At 62.8% G+C, this 16633-nt stretch carries 12 protein-coding genes; 2 read left to right on the top strand and 10 right to left on the bottom strand.

Annotated elements, in window-relative coordinates; all coding sequences use genetic code 11:
• Nucleotides 1-10: 10 nt before the first annotated feature.
• On the bottom strand, nt 11-3022 hold the full coding sequence (gene ileS, locus CUV01_RS11170) for an isoleucine--tRNA ligase (RefSeq protein ID WP_101462034.1): 3012 nt from the start codon (nt 3020-3022) through the stop codon (nt 11-13).
• Nucleotides 3023-3263: 241 nt separating this feature from the next.
• Here ileS and CUV01_RS11165 point away from each other — a divergent pair, with 241 nt between their 5' ends.
• Both CUV01_RS11165 and CUV01_RS11160 read left to right on the top strand, forming a co-directional pair.
• A complete protein-coding gene (locus CUV01_RS11165) occupies nt 3264-4061 on the top strand; it encodes a heme-dependent oxidative N-demethylase family protein (protein WP_101460541.1) in 798 nt (265 codons plus the stop codon).
• On the top strand, nt 4061-4663 hold the full coding sequence (locus tag CUV01_RS11160) for an NAD(P)H-dependent oxidoreductase (RefSeq protein WP_101460540.1): 603 nt from the start codon (nt 4061-4063) through the stop codon (nt 4661-4663). Before CUV01_RS11165 ends, CUV01_RS11160 begins: the two co-directional genes overlap by 1 nt.
• A 62-nt stretch (nt 4664-4725) precedes the next feature.
• Here CUV01_RS11160 and CUV01_RS11155 read toward each other — a convergent pair whose 3' ends face one another.
• The 9 genes from CUV01_RS11155 to CUV01_RS11115 all read right to left on the bottom strand — a co-directional run bounded on the left by CUV01_RS11155 (nt 4726) and on the right by CUV01_RS11115 (nt 16623).
• Nucleotides 4726-5148: a glyoxalase superfamily protein gene (locus CUV01_RS11155; protein WP_101460539.1), complete on the bottom strand. Its 423-nt coding sequence runs from the start codon at nt 5146-5148 to the stop codon at nt 4726-4728.
• A 171-nt stretch (nt 5149-5319) separates the two neighbouring features.
• Complete coding sequence (locus CUV01_RS11150) at nt 5320-6054, bottom strand: hypothetical protein (RefSeq protein ID WP_101460538.1); 735 nt, start codon at nt 6052-6054, stop codon at nt 5320-5322.
• Nucleotides 6055-6085: 31 nt separating this feature from the next.
• A complete protein-coding gene (gene hflX, locus CUV01_RS11145; protein WP_101460537.1) occupies nt 6086-7426 on the bottom strand; it encodes a GTPase HflX in 1341 nt (446 codons plus the stop codon).
• The gene (gene hfq / locus CUV01_RS11140) at nt 7427-7660 is read right to left on the bottom strand and encodes an RNA chaperone Hfq (protein ID WP_020949330.1); all 234 of its coding nucleotides are present in this window, start codon (nt 7658-7660) and stop codon (nt 7427-7429) included. It abuts the gene before it with no gap.
• Between the two features lie 192 nt (nt 7661-7852).
• Nucleotides 7853-9496, bottom strand: coding sequence for a potassium transporter TrkG (locus CUV01_RS11135; RefSeq protein WP_101460536.1), 1644 nt, complete (start codon nt 9494-9496; stop codon nt 7853-7855).
• A gap of 9 nt (nt 9497-9505) precedes the next feature.
• The gene (gene trkA, locus CUV01_RS11130) at nt 9506-10882 is read right to left on the bottom strand and encodes a Trk system potassium transporter TrkA (protein ID WP_101460535.1); all 1377 of its coding nucleotides are present in this window, start codon (nt 10880-10882) and stop codon (nt 9506-9508) included.
• Nucleotides 10883-11443: 561 nt separating this feature from the next.
• Nucleotides 11444-12835 (bottom strand): nitrogen assimilation response regulator NtrX, encoded by a 1392-nt coding sequence (gene ntrX / locus CUV01_RS11125; protein ID WP_101460534.1) that lies wholly within the window; start codon nt 12833-12835, stop codon nt 11444-11446.
• Entirely contained in the window at nt 12832-15018 is a 2187-nt protein-coding gene (locus CUV01_RS11120) for a sensor histidine kinase NtrY-like (protein ID WP_101460533.1), read from the bottom strand. The genes ntrX and CUV01_RS11120 overlap by 4 nt, the downstream gene beginning before the upstream one ends.
• A gap of 141 nt (nt 15019-15159) precedes the next feature.
• On the bottom strand, nt 15160-16623 hold the full coding sequence (locus CUV01_RS11115) for a response regulator (RefSeq protein ID WP_101460532.1): 1464 nt from the start codon (nt 16621-16623) through the stop codon (nt 15160-15162).
• Nucleotides 16624-16633: the final 10 nt, after the last annotated feature.

Raw genomic sequence — 16633 nt, 5'->3', positions numbered from 1 at the left:
TGCGGGGCTGTTACGCCCCGCTCAGCACCTCGTCACAGCGCGCACAGACGCCGGGATGGCTGTGCGTGCCCACATCGGGCAGGATCTTCCAGCAGCGCTGACATTTCTCGCCCTCGGCCAGTTCAAAGACCACACCGATGCCCGGTGCCTCGGTCATCCGAAACGCCTCGTTCGGGGCGGGATCGGCGGTCAGCGAGATATCCGAGACGATGCACATATCGGCGAAGTTCACCGATTTCAGCGCCGCCAGCGTATCACCATCCTCGACATGCACGATTGGCGCGGCCTCGAGGCTGGCACCAATGGTCTTGTCGGCCCGCTTGACCTCCAGCGCCGCCGTCACCACACGACGTGCGCGGCGCACCGCATCCCATTTCGCCGCCAGCGGTTCATTCAGCCAATCGGCAGGCGTCAGCGGGAAATCGTGCAGATGTACGCTGTCATCATCCGACGGGAACCGCGACAGCCAGACATCCTCCATCGTGAAGGGCAGGATCGGGGCCAGCCAGGTCACAAGGCGATGGAACAGGATATCCGAGACGGTCCGGGCAGAACGCCGGCGGATGCTGTCGGCCGCATCGCAATACAGCGCATCCTTGCGGATATCGAAATAGAACGCTGACAGATCAACGGTGCAGAACTGGAACAGCGTCTGGAACACGCCCTGGAAGTCATAGGCGTCATAGCCCTGACGCACCCGGTGATCCAGTTGCGCCAGACGGTGCAGCACCCATTGCTCCAATTCAGGCATGTCCTCGGGTGCGACCTTTTCCGCATCGCTGAACCCGTCCAGATTGCCGAGCATGAAGCGCAAGGTATTGCGCAAACGGCGATAGCTGTCGGCGGTGCCTTTCAGGATTTCCGGCCCGATCCGCTGATCGGCGGTGTAATCCGTCTGCGCCACCCAAAGCCGCAGGATATCGGCACCGTATTGTTCGATCACCTCGGCGGGCACGATGGTATTGCCAAGCGACTTGGACATTTTCATGCCCTTTTCATCCAGCGTGAACCCATGCGTCAGCACGCCGCGATAGGGCGCGCGGCCTTTGGTGGCCGATGCCTGCAACAGCGAGGAATGGAACCAGCCGCGATGCTGGTCGGTGCCTTCCAGATACAGATCAGCAATCCCGTCCGGCGCGCCATCAGCGCGGTCGCGGATCACGAAAGCATGGGTGCTTCCGCTGTCAAACCACACGTCCAGCACATCCATGATCTGATCGTAATCGTCAGGGTTTGCCACGCCGTCCAGAACGGTTTCCTTGAAGCCGGGCTTGTACCACGCATCCGCACCGTCTGCCTCGAAAGCGGCGACGATCCGGTCATTCACCCGCGCGTCGCGCAGCAGGAAATCATCGGCATCTGGCTTGGCACCCTTGCGGATAAAACAGGTCAGCGGCACGCCCCATGCGCGCTGGCGCGACAGCACCCAATCGGGCCGGTTCTCGACCATCGAGTGGATCCGGTTACGCCCCGATTGCGGCGTCCAATGCACCAGCTTGTCGATGCTGGTCAGCGCCCGGTCGCGGATCGTGTCGCCATAGTCGCCCATGCCGTCTTCCAACGGCTTGTCGATGGCCGCAAACCATTGCGCGGTATTGCGATAGATCAGCGGAGCCTTGGACCGCCAGCTATGCGGATAGCTGTGCTTGATCTTGCCCTTGGCCAGCAGCGCGCGCGCCCAGGCAAGGTTCTTGATCACGCTGACATTGGCCGGACCGTCCTTGCCGTCGGGCTGCACGATGGCCTCACCGCCAAAGATCGGCAGATCCTTGCGATAGCTACCATCCGGCTCGACGTTATAGGTCATGGGCAGGCCGTGTTTCAGGCCAAGCTGATAATCGTCATCGCCATGGCTCGGCGCGGTATGGACAAAGCCCGTGCCGGCGTCGTCGGTGACGTGATCGCCGGGCAGCATGGGAATTCTGTCTCCCCACTCATCCTTGCCCTCGGCATTTTGCCCCCCTTCAACGCCCTTCAAAGGATGATCAAGCGTCAGCATCTTCAATTGATCTGCCGGAATGTCGCGCAGGCGCGTGTAATTTTCGACCTTGGCAGCTTGCATCACGTTCTCGGCGAGCGAGTCAGCCAGCAGCAGCGTTTCGCCGCGCACGGCATTGGAGTTTTCTGCGACCTCACCAACCTCAAACAAGCCATAAGAAATATCAGGATTAAATGCGACCGCACGGTTCTGAGGAATAGTCCATGGAGTCGTTGTCCAAATCACTACAGAGGCTTTTGCTTCTGTCCCGATAAGATCAGCCATCGCCTGCAGTTGGTCATTATAATCATCTTTGAACCGCTGAACTTCTTCATCGGACGTGCCAATCCACTGGGCTTTCGGCTTGACACCTATAGTCTTAAACCGCACCCACACCGTATGGCTGGTATGGTCGTGATATTCGACCTCGGCCTCGGCCAGCGCGGTTTTTTCCACGGGCGACCACATCACGGGTTTGGATCCCTGATACAGGCTGCCGTTCATCAGCAGCTTCATGAACTCGGCCGCGATCACCGCCTCGGCGTGGTAGTTCATCGTCAGATAGGGGTCATCCCATTTGCCGGTGATGCCAAGGCGCTTGAATTCGGAACGCTGGATGTCGATCCATTCATCGGCGAAACGGCGGCATTCCTGACGGAACTCGACCACATCGACGGCGTCCTTGTCGCGGCCGTCCTTGCGGTATTTTTCCTCGATCTTCCATTCGATCGGCAGACCGTGGCAATCCCAGCCCGGCACATAGCGCGCATCGCGGCCCATCATCTGCTGGGAGCGCACGACCATATCCTTCAGCGTCTTGTTCAGCGCGTGGCCGATATGCAGATGGCCGTTCGCATAGGGCGGGCCGTCATGCAGGATGAAGGGCGTGCGCCCGTCGGCCTGTTCGCGCAGCCGGTCATAGAGGCCGATGCGCGCCCACCGATCCAGCCATTCGGGTTCACGCGCGGGCAATCCGGCGCGCATGGGGAAATCGGTCCTGGGCAGAAAAACGGTATCGCGATAGTCGGGGGTCTCGGCGCTCATCGGGCGGTCCTTTGGGTCAGTCGTTTCGGCAGACGTCATCCCGGCGGCGCGAAACCTCACACCGCCGGGCTTGTAATTCGTATGCCGAACGCCTCAAAACTCATGCCGCCTTCTATATGAACGCACAGCCTCGCCTGCAAGCGCCCGCCCCAAGATCGGCAAGCAAATATCCCACGCGGTGTCGCAGGCAACGGTGGCGCGGCCCCTTGCAAGCTGACAGCCGAAGGGCGACAGATCGGGGATGAGCGACGTGTTGCAACCCAGCCTTGCCTTTGCCCCCTGGGCCGATCCCGCAACCCGGCGGTTGCCCGGCACGGTTCCGGTGGCGCTGGATGACTGGCTGCTGGTCGATGGTGCCTATGCGGGTCAGATGGCCCTGCGTGATGGGTTGGTCGCGGGGCAGCCCGATGCGGTGCTGGCCCTGTCGCCTGCCGCCCGCCCCGCCGCGCAAGAGCTGTTGGACACAATTCTGCCGCTGCTGCCCGCGCTTGGGCATCGCGTTGCGGCGAAGCGCACGAGGGTGCAGCGCCCCGATGGCGTGTCGGTGACGGTGGACCACGATGCGCCGATGGCAACCATCGGCCGGCTGTTGGCCGAGGATATGTGTCTGATGCAGCGTCCCGACGGATCAGATCAACATATCCTGACCGCAGCGGCGCTGTGCTTTCCGGCGGGGTGGCGGCTGGATCAGAAATTCATGCAGCCCATGGTTCGCATCCATGCCCCCGTCGCCCAGTATGACGAGAATATCGCCCGCCGGGTTCAGCGCCTGCTGGACGGTGTTCGGCCCGGTTCCGGCATGATGCGAGGTACGGCGCATTGGACCGATGCCCCCCTGCACAATCCCTTATCCGAGGCCGAAAAAGCCGCCCTGCCCGGCGACACGCCGCTGATCCGGGTCGAACGCCAATGCCTGTTCCGCCTGCCCCGGACCCAGGCGGTCGTGTTTTCGATCCATACCAGCATCGTGCAGCCCGGTGCCTTGAGCGCCGAGCAGGCAGCAGCTCTGGCCGAATTCCCGATCCGCAGGTCGATGTGATGCAGGCGTTGTTGGTGATCTGCCACCCGGTGCAGCGCAGCCTCAGCCGTCATCTTGCCGACCGGGCGCTGACGGCGGCCCGCGACGCCGGGCATCAGGTCGATATCGTTGATCTTGTCGCCCTGGGTTTCGACCCGCGCCTGAATGCCGGTGAACGCAGCGGTTATTATGCCGCGGACGCTGATATTTCGGACCCGATCATACGCGAGATGGCCACGCAATTGCGGCAGGCCGAATTGCTGATCCTCGTGTTTCCGACCTGGTGGTTCGGCTTTCCCGCGCTGTTGAAGGGTTGGTTCGACCGGGTCTGGCGGCCCGGCATCGCCTTTGATCACAGCGCCGACAGGGGCAAGCTGGTTCCGCGTCTGGCGCGGCTGCGCCATGTCGTTGCGGTGACGACCCTTGGCTCGCCCCGGTGGGTTGACTGGCTGGTGCTTCGCCGCCCGCTGAGGCGGGTGCTGCGGTGGGCAATCATGGCACCCTGCGCGCCCAAGGCCAGACTGCACTGGCTGGCCCTCTACCGCGCCGAGGATGTCACGCCCGAACGCGCCGAGCGTTTTGCAGGCAAGGTCGCGCACACCATCGCCCGCCTGACCCGCTGAAACGAAACAAGGGGACCGATTGGCCCCCTTGTCGATCATGTATGAACCTTACGGTTGCGCAGTCAGGCGGCTTCCAGCACCAGATGGGGCTGCCCGTCCGAGGTGCGGCTGATGCTGCGCCCTGCGGTGTTGACGGTCGCATGGATCCGTTTGCGCTGTGCCTCGAACAACTCCGAACGCGAGACATCAACGGCCTTGTCGAAGTTGATCGTCAGCGCGTGGTGATTGCGTCCGCGTTCACTGGCGGCAACAACGCGGCCGGTAAAGGGCTGGCCGAGATAGCGCCCTTTGACCGGGCCACCGAACTGCCACAGCGACACCGCATCAGCCGTGGCATGGGCGGTGTTCCAGTCGCGCGCGCCGTGGCTTTGCGCAACCAGTTCCAGCGCCTGCGAATGCGAGACCGGGGTGCCTGCGCGTTCCAGCGCAGAACGCAGATTTTTTGCCTGCGATTTCAATATATTCACGTCATGGGTCATAGCCATGTTTTCATTCCTTCAAGCAAATATGCCAAAATGGGGCGGGGCTCACATTGCCGCCGTCGGACATATTGCCCAAAAGCGGTCTGATTTCAGAACTTCACCATAGGCTTGCGCCTTGTGAGCGGCCGGGGTCTGAACCCGAGAAGCACGATATGGGAGGCCGGACCTGTCCCGTCAAGGGGCCGCCCCACTGGCGCGCAGCGCGTGCAACCAGGCCTGATCGATGGCATCCACGACCTCTGCCTTGAACGAGGCTGCTTCGGTCCAGTAGCGGCCCGACCTGACGACATAGCCCGCCTCGGCCTCGCGGCGCTTGGCATCCTCGAATGCCGGTGCGTCGACGTTGATGGGCGCAGGAAGCGCCGCCGAAAGGGCGGACAGAGCGATGGCCGGGCAGACAAGGCGGCTGTTACCATCTGGCGCGCGCAGGCAGGCACAGCCTTGCTGCGCGGCATGCAGCATCAGACGGGCTGATTTTGCCTCAAGGCTGCGAAGCGTGGGGTCCACTCGCAACGGATCAGGGGTGCCGGTGCCATAGAAATGCGTCTGGCCTGTCGCCGGATAGATCATATCGCAACCGACGATGATCATCGCAGACGGGCGCAGCGCAGACAGCACCCAATAGCCTGCCGAAAAGGCCATGGTGCCGCCGGCATAGACGACCCCGCCATAGTCGTTATTCGCCGGCACATAATCGCCAGAGCCTATGCGGCGCTGATCGGCACCCGGATGCGGTGGCAATCGGTCGGCGGGGAAATCATCGGGTGCGATATGGACGTCCCAATCGTCACGCAGCCGCCAGGCGTTGTTGATCGCGACAATCACGCAGCCCGCTGGCCGCTGCCAGTCGCGGATCTGCACGGCATTGGGTGCGCTGCCCAGAAGAATGACGATCTGATCCGTCCGCATCGGCACCTCTGCACAGCCCCTTGCCGGGCCGCTACTGCTGATCGCCTGTTTCTGGCTCTAGTGCCTCGAACCCGGCCTTTTGCCGTTCGGTCCAGCGCAGGTCGAAACGCAGCCCGTCCTCGGTCGCCTGTTCGTTCTGGACCACGCCGGCCTCGTGCAGCCAGGCGCGGCGGCGGCCATCGGAAAAGGGCAGCATCACCACAGCCTCGTGGCGCGGCTCGTCCAGCGCCTCGGCCAGATGCGCGTCGACGGCGGCGACCAGATCGTCCAGCCCCTCGCCGCTCAGCGCGCTGACGGCCTGCACGCCTTCGGTCCGCGAATCAGTACGGCGCAAGGCGGCGCGGGTATCGGCAGAGAGCGCGTCGATCTTGTTCCAGACCTCGATCAGCGCGACGTCTTCGTCCACGCCCAGACCGTCAAGGATCTCGGCCACATCTGCGGCCTGTTCCTCGGTTTCGGGATGGCTGATATCGCGCACATGCAGGATCAGGTCGGCCTCCAGCACTTCTTCCAGCGTGGCGCGGAAGGCGGCGACCAGTTCATGCGGCAGGTCGCTGATAAAGCCCACCGTGTCGGACAGGATGATCTTGCGCCCCTGCCCGCCGCCCTGTGCATCGGGCAGGCGGATAGCGCGCATGGTCGGGTCCAGCGTGGCAAACAGCATGTCCTTTGCCATTACCTCGGCACCCGTCAGCCGGTTGAACAACGTGGATTTTCCGGCATTGGTATAGCCCACAAGGGCGACAATCGGATAAGGCACCTTGGCCCGTGCGGCGCGGTGCAAGCTGCGGGTTTTGACCACACGCTCCAACTGGCGCCGCAGCCGGGTCATTTGTTCATCGATGGCGCGACGGTCGGCCTCGATCTGGGTTTCGCCCGGACCGCCCACGAATCCCAACCCGCCCCGCTGACGTTCAAGGTGGGTCCAGGCGCGGACCAGTCGTGTGCGCTGATAGGACAGCGCAGCCAGTTCAACCTGCAGCACACCCTCGCGCGTGCGGGCGCGGTCGGCGAATATCTCGAGGATCAGGCTGGTCCGGTCCAGCAGCTTGACGCCCCAGTCCTTTTCCAGATTGCGCTGTTGCACGGGGCTGACAGGACCGTCGATCAGCACCAGATCAACTTCGGCCTCTTCCAGCCGCGCGTCGATCTCGGCCTGCTTGCCCTTGCCGAACAACCTACCCGGATCGGGCTTGCGCAGGCGCACCGTTTCAGAGCCCACGATTTCGATCCCCGGCAAAGCCAGAGCCAGCGCCACGGCCTCGGCCAGCGCATGTTCAGGTTGACGCCGCTGTTTGCGCGCGTCGCCGATATCGGGATGGATCACGTAGGCCCGTGTGGGCAGAGCCTCGGTCGAGGTGGGCTCAGTCAATCAATCTTCGCCTTCATACAGGCTGATCGGCTGACCCGGCATGATCGTGCTGATCGCATGCTTGTAAACCAGCTGCGATTGTCCGTCGCGACGCAACAGCACGCAGAAGTTGTCAAACCACGTGATCACGCCTTGCAGTTTGACGCCGTTGATCAAGAAGATCGTGACGGGCACCTTTGCCTTGCGGACGTGATTCAGAAATGCGTCCTGAAGGTTCTGTTTATCGCCAGCCATTCGGTTCAGCCTGCCTGCTAAAGTTGGTCTTTCATCAAGGTTTAGGGGCTGCGAACGGCGCTTGCAAGTTACTTGACAGAAAGCTTTTCACAGCAGGCCGGCCATAAACGACGCCGACGCGACCACGAAGCCGACAAATTTTGCTGCGTTTGCATAAAAAACCGCGCAGCACCGAGGAGCGGGGCGGCCGCGTCAGCGGCGCCAGAATTCCGGCGAGAACAGCGCCAATATGGCCAGCGTTTCAAGCCGCCCGACGATCATCGCGCCCGCAAGAATCGCCTTGTTGTACCCTGACAGGCCCGACCAGCCCTCCCACGGGGCGGATGCGACGCCGGCCGTGCCTTCGAAGGCGGGGGTCAGGGGGATGGCGCCGGCCAGCGGCCCGGTATTTGTCAGTGCGGCGATGGACAGGATGGTCGCGGTTTCAAACTCGATCTGCTGGATGGAAACCAGGATGACCACGACCGCGATCGACATCGCGAAAAGCATGAAGAAGATAAAGGCCAGATAGGCACCCTCGCGGCGCAAACGCCGGGCCATGCGCCCGCCGCCGCCGATGGATCGCGGGTGGATGATCCGCTCCAGCTCTCGTTCTCCGTGTCGGGCAAGCGCATAAACACGCAGCAATTTAACGCCCCCCGCCGTCGTCGCCACCCCACCGCCGAACATGGCCAGACCGGCCAGCATGACACCGGGCGAATTGAGCCCCGACCAGGTGCGCGCACCCTGCCAGTCAACGCTGTTCCAGCCGGTTGTGGTCAGATAGCTCAGTACGTTGAACAAGCCACCCCAGGCTGCCGCGGCGGCGTTTGCCAGACCCGCCAGCCCGCCGCCCTCTTGCGTGGATTGTGCAGCCGTGGCGTCTGTGGCGACCTCGATGGCGCCAATGAAGTGGCGCGCGAATAACAGCGAGGCCACCAGCGTCACGACCCCGGCAGCCATCCGTAATTCGGGATCGTCGATCAGCTTTTCCGTGGCCCGCAACTCGCCCCCACCCGGCCAGAAGCGACGTGACAACGCGGGGATGAGAAAGGCAAAGATAACCACCTCGCCAGCCACGCCCGAGCTTTCCCCAGACGGCCCCATCACCGGCGAAATCCCCGAGGTCGCCAAGGTGCCCATCGCCCGGCACAACGCCACCAGCGAACTGTCACCCAAGAGCAACAGGATGACCCATAAAACCAGCGTCAAAGCCGCATAAACCGGTGCGACGGCATGGGTAGCGCGCAAAAGGCGATAGGCGGGATCGACCAGTTCGGTCTGAAATGTGGGGTTGGACAGGTGCGGCTGCAGCTCGCGCGGGTCGGAGGATTTGGGCAGACGTTCGAAATACTCGCTGCGCCCATAGGGCGAGGACATCAGCTCAAAGCCGCCAACCCGCAGAGGCGCAAGGATGGCGATGGCCGCGACCAGCATGAACAACCCGCCCATCCAGCCCACCAGCGCCCGCCACAGATGCAAGGGTGGGGCAAGCAGATCCGCCGAATAAAGCGATGCGCCGGTTGTGGTCAGCGATGACACCATCTCCCACCAGGCATTGAACAGACCGGTATCCGGCAGGCTTTCCGCGAAAGGCACGGCCAGCATCAGCGGCAGGGCGGCCATCGTCGCAACCATGGTCAGCAAAAGCGACCGCGCGCGTTGTCCCGTGGGATTGGACAGGGTGGCGACGCCGACCATGCCCGCCAGGATCAGAAACAGGAGCCCTGAATAGAAAAAGTTTCGCGCAATGGCGTCGAGATTGATCACCGACGCATAAAGGGCCGGAATCATCATCGCCAGGGCGCCGATACCAGCCAGGATCACAGCCAGAGGCAAGCGGATGAGGACGGACATACCTGCGCCTCAGAAAAAGTCGATCGAGACCTGCAACAGGCGCTCGACCTCGGGAACGTCTGCCGACAGGGCAAAGATCAACACCAGATCGCCCTCTTCGATGCGCATGTCGGAGGTGGGTTTGAGAACCTTTTCGCCCTTGCGCACCGCACCGATCAACACGCCCTCGGGAAATTCGATGTCGCGGATCGCCCGCCCGGAAATGGGCGAGGTCGACAGCACCTGCGCCTCGATCACCTCGGCCTCGGCGTCGCCGACCGAATAGATGTCGCGCACCCGGCCATGACGGATATGGCGCAGAATGGTTGAAACGGTGGTGGCGCGCGGGTTGATATAGGCGTCAATGTCCAGCGCCCCCATCAGCGGCACCAGCGTCGGGTCGTTGATCAACGCAATGGCCAGCTTGGCCCCGGCCTGTTTGGCCCGAACCGATGCCAGAATGTTGGTCTTGTCATCATCGGTCACCGCCAGAACGGCGTCGGCGCGCGGAACGGCGGCCTCTTCCAGCAGTTCCGCCGAGAGGCCGTCACCGTTCAGCACGATGGTCCGCTCCAGCGAATCGGCGGCCATTTCGGCGCGGTGGCGGTCACGTTCGATCAGCTTGGCGCGCACTCGTTCGGGGCGGGCCTCGAGGGCGCGCGCGACGGCAAGCCCGACATTGCCCGCGCCGATGATGACCACGCGTTCCTGCTTTTCGGTGGGCTTGCCAAAGATCTCCAGCGTGCGGTCGACATCGTCGTGGTCGGCAAAGACATAGATCTGGTCGCCCGCAAACAGCTGGTCATTGGCCTCGGGTGCAAACAGACGGCCATCGCGGCGCACACCGGCCACAATGGCGCTGAGGCTGGAAAAGATGTCATTCAACTGCCGCAGCGGCGTGTTCAGCGCGGCGCAATCCTCTTCCAGCGCGATGCCCAGCAGATGCACCCGATCCCCCATGAAGGTCTCGGCGTCGAAGGTCGAGGGTGCGGACAGGCGCTGCATCGCGGCCTCGGCCACCTCGCGTTCGGGGCTGATCACCACGTCGATCGGCAGGTGATCGGTGCGATAAAGGTCCGAATAAATCGCATCCAGATAGGCGCTGCTGCGCAAACGGGCGATCTTGCGCGGCACCTGAAAGACCGAATGGGCCACCTGGCAGGTGACCATGTTCACCTCGTCCGAATGCGTGGCTGCAATGATCAGATCAGCGTCATGGGCGCCGGCACGGTCCAGAACATCGGGATGACTGGCAAAGCCTGTCACGCCTTGCACGTCCAGCGCGTCGGTGGCGCGGCGGATCAGTTCAGCATTGTTGTCGATGACGGTGACGTCGTTGCGCTCGCCCGACAGATGCCTTGCGATCTGCCAACCGACCTGTCCCGCCCCGCAGATGATGATCTTCATGCCAGCCCGTCGATCCCTGGTGTCAGAGCAAAAGGAATAGGCAAACTGACGGCAATGAGCAATCGCTTCGATCGGGCGCGATGCGAGCAGTCCGCCCCATTTGTATGCAGAAGCTGCAAATTCCCAGCTTTTTCAAAGAGAAACCCCGCCGGCCGCTTGATGGGTCACGGCAAATGAGCTACCCTTGAAAGGTCTGAGAACCTGCAGCGTCCCACATCCCGGTGTGGCTGGCCGCGTTGCTAAGATGCTGACTTTGGGACGATCCGTCCGGGGAAACCCGGATTCAGCGCAGACACTGGCCGCTCAGAGACTGACCACAAGGTTGGTTTTGGGGCGGATGCGGTGTGTCCTGGACGCAAGCATTCTTCCCATGACCTTCCCTAAACCGGATGAAGCATGTGTCGTGAAGTGTTGCGAAAGGTTTGTCGTCGTCTGCGCCTTTTCGCGATTGAAGCGCCGCACTGCTCAGTTCTGCCTCGGGACGTTCATTCGGGGTCTTATCTCTGGCGTCCGGCCATCGGTTCCACTAGCCGATGGCCGGGCGCAATGCCCCGAACGTGATCATTTCCCGACGGCCACCTCGTCATCGACGCGCACCCCGCCGACAACGCCAAGCGATTTCAGCTTGCGATGCAGGGCGCTGCGCTCCATCCCGACGAATTGCGCCGTGCGGCTGATATTGCCGCCAAAGCGGTTGATCTGCGCCAGCAGGTATTCGCGCTCGAACAGTTCGCGGGCCTCGCGCAGGGCCAATGCGGTGATCTGCGGGCCCAGGCTCAGCGCCTCGCCATTGTCGGGCGTCGCGCCTTGCGGTTCCAGTTCGGCGGGCTGAATCGCGCCGGTATCCTCGGCCAGGATCAGCACGCGCTCGATCACATTGCGCAATTGGCGGATATTGCCCGGCCAGCGCATTGCCTGCAGCGCCGCCACCGTCTCATCAGGCAGTTCGCGCGGGGTCAGTCCCTGGTCGCGGTTGAACTCGTCGATGAAATGTTGCGCCAGCATCTGAATGTCGTCACGCCGCTCTGCCAGCGAAGGCACCACGACCGGCACCACATTCAGCCGGTCGAACAGTTCCTGACGAAAGCGGCCAGCGGCGATTTCGGTTGCCAGATCGCGATTGGTCGAACTGATGACCCGCAAATCGACCCGAACCTTGTCGGTGCCGCCGGCCCGCGCGAATTGCTGTTCGGTCAGCACCCGCAGGATCTTGGGCTGGGTGCCATAGGGCATGTCGGCCACTTCATCGAAATAGATGACGCCGCCATGGGCCTGTTCCAGCAGACCGGGTTCAATCCCGCGTTCACTGCTTTCGCGACCAAACAGCACCTCTTCCATGCGTTCGGGTTCGATGGTGGCGCAAGAGACCGAGATGAAGGGCTCGTTCGCGCGCTGGCTGTTGGCGTGCACATAGCGCGCGGCCAGTTCCTTGCCGGCCCCCGGTTCGCCGGTCAGCATCACCCGGCCATTGGACTTGGCAACCTTTTCGAGGTTCTCGCGCAGCCGCTTGAACGCCGCCGACAGCCCCAGCATCTCGGCCGGGCGGCTGTCACCGCGTCGGAGACTGGTATTCTCGCGCCGCAAGCGGCTGGTTTCCATTGCGCGGTTGATGACAACCATCAACTGATCGATGTTGAATGGCTTTTCGATAAAGTCATAGGCGCCCTGCCGGATCGCCGCGACGGCGATTTCGATATTGCCGTGGCCCGAAATGATGATCACCGGCACATCGGGATTGTTGCGCTTGACCTGTTTCAGGATGTCGATCCCGTCCATCCGGCTGTCCTTGAGCCAGATATCCAGGATCATCAGTGCCGGCTCTGCCTCGTTCAGCGCCGACACCGCCTCATCCGAATTCGCGGCGACCCGTGTCTGAAAGCCTTCGTCCTTGAGAATGTCCGCGATCAGCTCGCGGATGTCGCGTTCGTCATCGACGATCAAGATATCGCTCATACCGTCCCTGCCTGTTCTTTTTCCTGTTTGTTTCTTCTGCTCATCAGCCGCACGGGCTGTCGTTCACGCGGCAATCTGATGATCGACATGGCGCCTTCACCATCCGGCGCGTCGGTCAGGGACAGGCTGCCGCCATGTTCCTCGATGATCTTCTTGACGATCGGCAAGCCCAGCCCGGTGCCTTGCGCCTTCAACGTCACATAGGGTTCAAAGAGCCGCGTCCGATCCGCCGGCAGGCCAGTGCCGTTGTCGATGATGCGCACCTCGATGGCGTCGGGCTGGGCGATCATCTGCACGTCAATACGAGGCTGCCAGTCATCGGGTGCATCGCCTGCTTTCTCATCAACCGCTTCGCCCGCGTTCTTGAGCAAATTGGTGAAAGCCTGACTGAGCATCCCGGCATCGCAATCCACAATGACGGGTTGTTCGGGGATATCGACCTGCAGCGCATCCTTCAGCGCATCCTGCTGGATCAGCACCGCCTCGCGCAGCAGTCGCGCCAGATCGATCTCTGCGCGGTCGGGTTCGGGCATCCGGGCAAAGCGGCTGAACTCGTCCACGATGCGGCGCAAATCGCCCGTCTGGCGGATGATCACATCCACATATTGATCCAGACTGGCCTTGTCCTCGGCGCTGATATTGGCGCCGAATTTGCGGCGGACGCGCTCGGCTGACAGTTGGATCGGCGTCAGCGGGTTCTTGATCTCGTGCGCCACGCGGCGGGCCACGTCACCCCATGCGGCCATGCGCTGCGCGCTGACCAGTTCGGTCACATCGTCAAATGCGACCACGTAGCCCTCGAGCCCGCCATCATTGGCGCGGCGCATTGCCATGCGCACCAGCAGGCTTTCGACCTTGCCATCGCGCGTCAGCCGAATCTCGTCCTGCACGGTTTCGGAAACCGATGCTGTCAGACGGTCGAACAGAGGCGCGAATTCGGGAACGGCCTCGGACAGCAGCGCATCAATGTCGCGGGCCTGATCCAGCCGCAGCAACCGCGTCGCGGATCGGTTGAGAAAGTCGATCTCGCCCGCAGCATCCAACCCCACGACGCCGGAGGTAACCGAGGACAACACGTTGTCGAACAGCCGCCGCTGCTCGTCGCTGGAACGATAGCTTTCGATCAGTTCCTCGCGCTGCGTCTTGAGCTGGCGGGTCATGCGGTTAAAGCTGGCACCAAGTGTCTGGATCTCATCGCCCGTATCGGGTTCGGGCACCTGCACGTCCAGATCACCGCGACCGACCTGTTCGCTGGCCTGCGCCAACTGCCCGATCGGGCGCGACAGCCGGCTTGCGAACCACAGCCCCAGCCAGATCGCGCCGGCGACCATCAGCAGCGCAAACCCCAGATAGACCAGCGAGAATTCCAGCAGGACACGCCCGCGGGTCTGTTCCAACTGCTGATAATCGCCCACCGTCTGCCGCGTGTCGTCCAGCAGCCCGAACAGCGCGCCATCGACATCGCGCGTGACGTAAAGATAACGGTCGGCCAGCGGCGACAGTTTGACCAAAGCCCGAAATTCGTTGTTCTGCCAGTCTTCGATCAGCGTCACGCCATCAAGATCGACCTGATCGAAATGCTCTTCGGTCGGGGCCTCAAACCAGAACAGATAGGATCGCTCTCCGCGCGCCCGGATATCGCCGGCGCGGTCGATCACATAGGCCTCGCGCAGGCCACGCTGGATCAGCCCCTGCCCCTGTACCAACAGGCTGCGCAGCATTCCATCCTCGATCAGCGGATCATTGCGCGCGGCATTGGTCAGCACGCTGGCCAGCGCCTGCGCGTCCTGCGTCAGGTCGCGACGATGCTCTTCCTGATAGGCAATAGCGGCGGATTGCGAGGTGGTCACCACCTGCTGCACACGGTCTGAGAACCAGCCTTCAAGCCCGATATTGACCAGCAAACCGGCAAACAGCGCCACCAGCACGGTTGGCACCAAAGCGACAATTGCAAACACACCGACCAGCCGCGTGTGCAGTCGCGACCCGGCAGCCGAGGCCCGCCGCGCCGCCAGCATCCGCGCCAGTCGCATCGTCACCATACCGGCCAGCGAAATCAGGCAGACGACATCCAGCAGCAGAACAAGGCGCAGCGCCCAATCGGGGGTTTGCGGGCCGAATGGCCCCAGAACAAGCAGCGTCGCGACAGCAAGCACGACACCCAAACCCAACAGCAGAGCCATCGCCCGGCCTTCTAGTCTGCGACTATCGCCCAGCCCGTTTCGAATTGCGCTGCTCGCCACTCCTGCCATCGCCATCCCAGGGTCGTCTTCCGCGACCGTTGTTGCAATGCCGTGACTCTGGCATCGCCATCTGTGGCTGTTTTACATCAGTTTGCGCCGCCGTGTCACCTCGATATTCAGATCAGTCAGTTTCTTACGCAGCGTGTTCCGATTTATGCCGAGCAGATCCGCGCAACGAAGCTGATTTCCGCCGGTCGCATCCAGCGCAATCTCCAGCAACGGCTTTTCGATTTCCCGGATGATGCGGTCATACAGTCCCGGCGGCGGCAACTGATCGCCATGCAGATCGAAATAGCGTTGCAGATGCGCGTCGACCGCGTCTGACAGCGGTGTATCGGCCCCTGCAGCCAGCGGCATCTGTCGCGTATTGCGTTCAGCAACGGGGGTCGCGCGTTCGCCCAGATGGGCCAAACGATCGGCTCCGAGACCCTGCGCCAGCGTGTCACCGACCTCTGCCGCCGTGATCTCGGGGCCTGCGGCAGTCAGGGCCAGTCGGCGCACGGCGTTTTCCAGTTCGCGGACATTGCCGGGAAAGGGATGCGCACGGATCAACGCCGCCGCGTCGTCCGACAGGGTGCGGTCGGGCAGCCCCTGGGTCGCAGTACGCGCCAGCAAGTGACGCGCCAGCGGCACGATATCCTCGATCCGCGCCCGCAAGGGCGGCACCGCCATCGTCACACCGGCAAGCCGATAGTACAGATCCGTGCGCAGCCGCCCGGCGGCCAGATCGGCCTGCGGGTCTTCGCCCATGGTCGAGATCAGGCGCGGTGACCGGCTCGGTTCCGGATCTGCCTCGAAGGTCTCGATCATGCCAACCAGCCGGGCTTGCGCCGCCGCGTCAAAGCTGGCCGGGTTCTCGATGATGATCGATCCGCCCGCCACCTGCGCCTCGATCCGGGCAAGGGCTGCATCCATCGGATCGGCAGCACTGAGAACCACCAGCCCCTTGGCCTTGCGGTCCGACAGATCATGAAAGCTGCGCGCAATCATGGATTTCCCGACCCCGGCCTCACCCGAAATCACAACCGGCAGATCCGCGTTGAGCACCCGCGCGACCATCCGGAACAAGGCCTGCATCGCGGGCGCATGGCCGATCAGCGGCATGGCCGGATCGGCAGATTGATCGCTCGGGCCGCCCTGCAGCTCGGGCTGCGCATCCACCGCGTCGCTTGTCCTGCGTGGCCGGCGCGAGAGGGCCTGCCCCGCCTTGCCCATTAGATCGGGCAGATCAAAAGGCTTGGGCAAATACTCGAATGCTTCGGCCTCGGTCGCGCGGATCGCGGTCACGATGTTGTTCTGGGCCGAGATGACGATGACAGGCAGATCCGGTCGCAGCTTGCGGATTTCCGGAATGCGGTCGATCCCGTTGCCGTCAGGCATCATCACATCGGTGATCACCAGATCGCCTCGGCCCTCATCGACCCATTTCGCCAATTGCGCCAGCGAGCCGGTGGCATGGACCCGGCACCCCGCGCGGGTCAGCGCCTGCGTCAGCACGGTGCGGATTGTGCGGTCATCGTCGGCGATCAGAACGGTTCCGTCCATGTGTCGATCC

The organism is Paracoccus tegillarcae (genome assembly GCF_002847305.1).
In the GTDB taxonomy this organism is placed as follows: domain Bacteria; phylum Pseudomonadota; class Alphaproteobacteria; order Rhodobacterales; family Rhodobacteraceae; genus Paracoccus; species Paracoccus tegillarcae.
Note: the sequence above shows the minus strand (reverse complement) of the source record. Positions and strands in the feature narration are given on the sequence as shown.

Bases quoted from the DNA above. Each gene is read 5' to 3' on its own strand.
- ileS (WP_101462034.1), bottom strand. From the start codon at position 3,022: ATGAGCGCCGAGACCCCCGACTATCGCGATACCGTTTTTCTGCCCAGG.
- CUV01_RS11165 (WP_101460541.1), top strand. From the start codon at position 3,264: ATGAGCGACGTGTTGCAACCCAGCCTTGCCTTTGCCCCCTGGGCCGAT.
- CUV01_RS11160 (WP_101460540.1), top strand. From the start codon at position 4,061: ATGCAGGCGTTGTTGGTGATCTGCCACCCGGTGCAGCGCAGCCTCAGC.
- CUV01_RS11155 (WP_101460539.1), bottom strand. From the start codon at position 5,148: ATGGCTATGACCCATGACGTGAATATATTGAAATCGCAGGCAAAAAAT.
- CUV01_RS11150 (WP_101460538.1), bottom strand. From the start codon at position 6,054: ATGCGGACGGATCAGATCGTCATTCTTCTGGGCAGCGCACCCAATGCC.
- hfq (WP_020949330.1), bottom strand. From the start codon at position 7,660: ATGGCTGGCGATAAACAGAACCTTCAGGACGCATTTCTGAATCACGTC.
- CUV01_RS11135 (WP_101460536.1), bottom strand. From the start codon at position 9,496: ATGTCCGTCCTCATCCGCTTGCCTCTGGCTGTGATCCTGGCTGGTATC.
- trkA (WP_101460535.1), bottom strand. From the start codon at position 10,882: ATGAAGATCATCATCTGCGGGGCGGGACAGGTCGGTTGGCAGATCGCA.
- ntrX (WP_101460534.1), bottom strand. From the start codon at position 12,835: ATGAGCGATATCTTGATCGTCGATGACGAACGCGACATCCGCGAGCTG.
- CUV01_RS11120 (WP_101460533.1), bottom strand. From the start codon at position 15,018: ATGGCTCTGCTGTTGGGTTTGGGTGTCGTGCTTGCTGTCGCGACGCTG.
- CUV01_RS11115 (WP_101460532.1), bottom strand. From the start codon at position 16,623: ATGGACGGAACCGTTCTGATCGCCGACGATGACCGCACAATCCGCACC.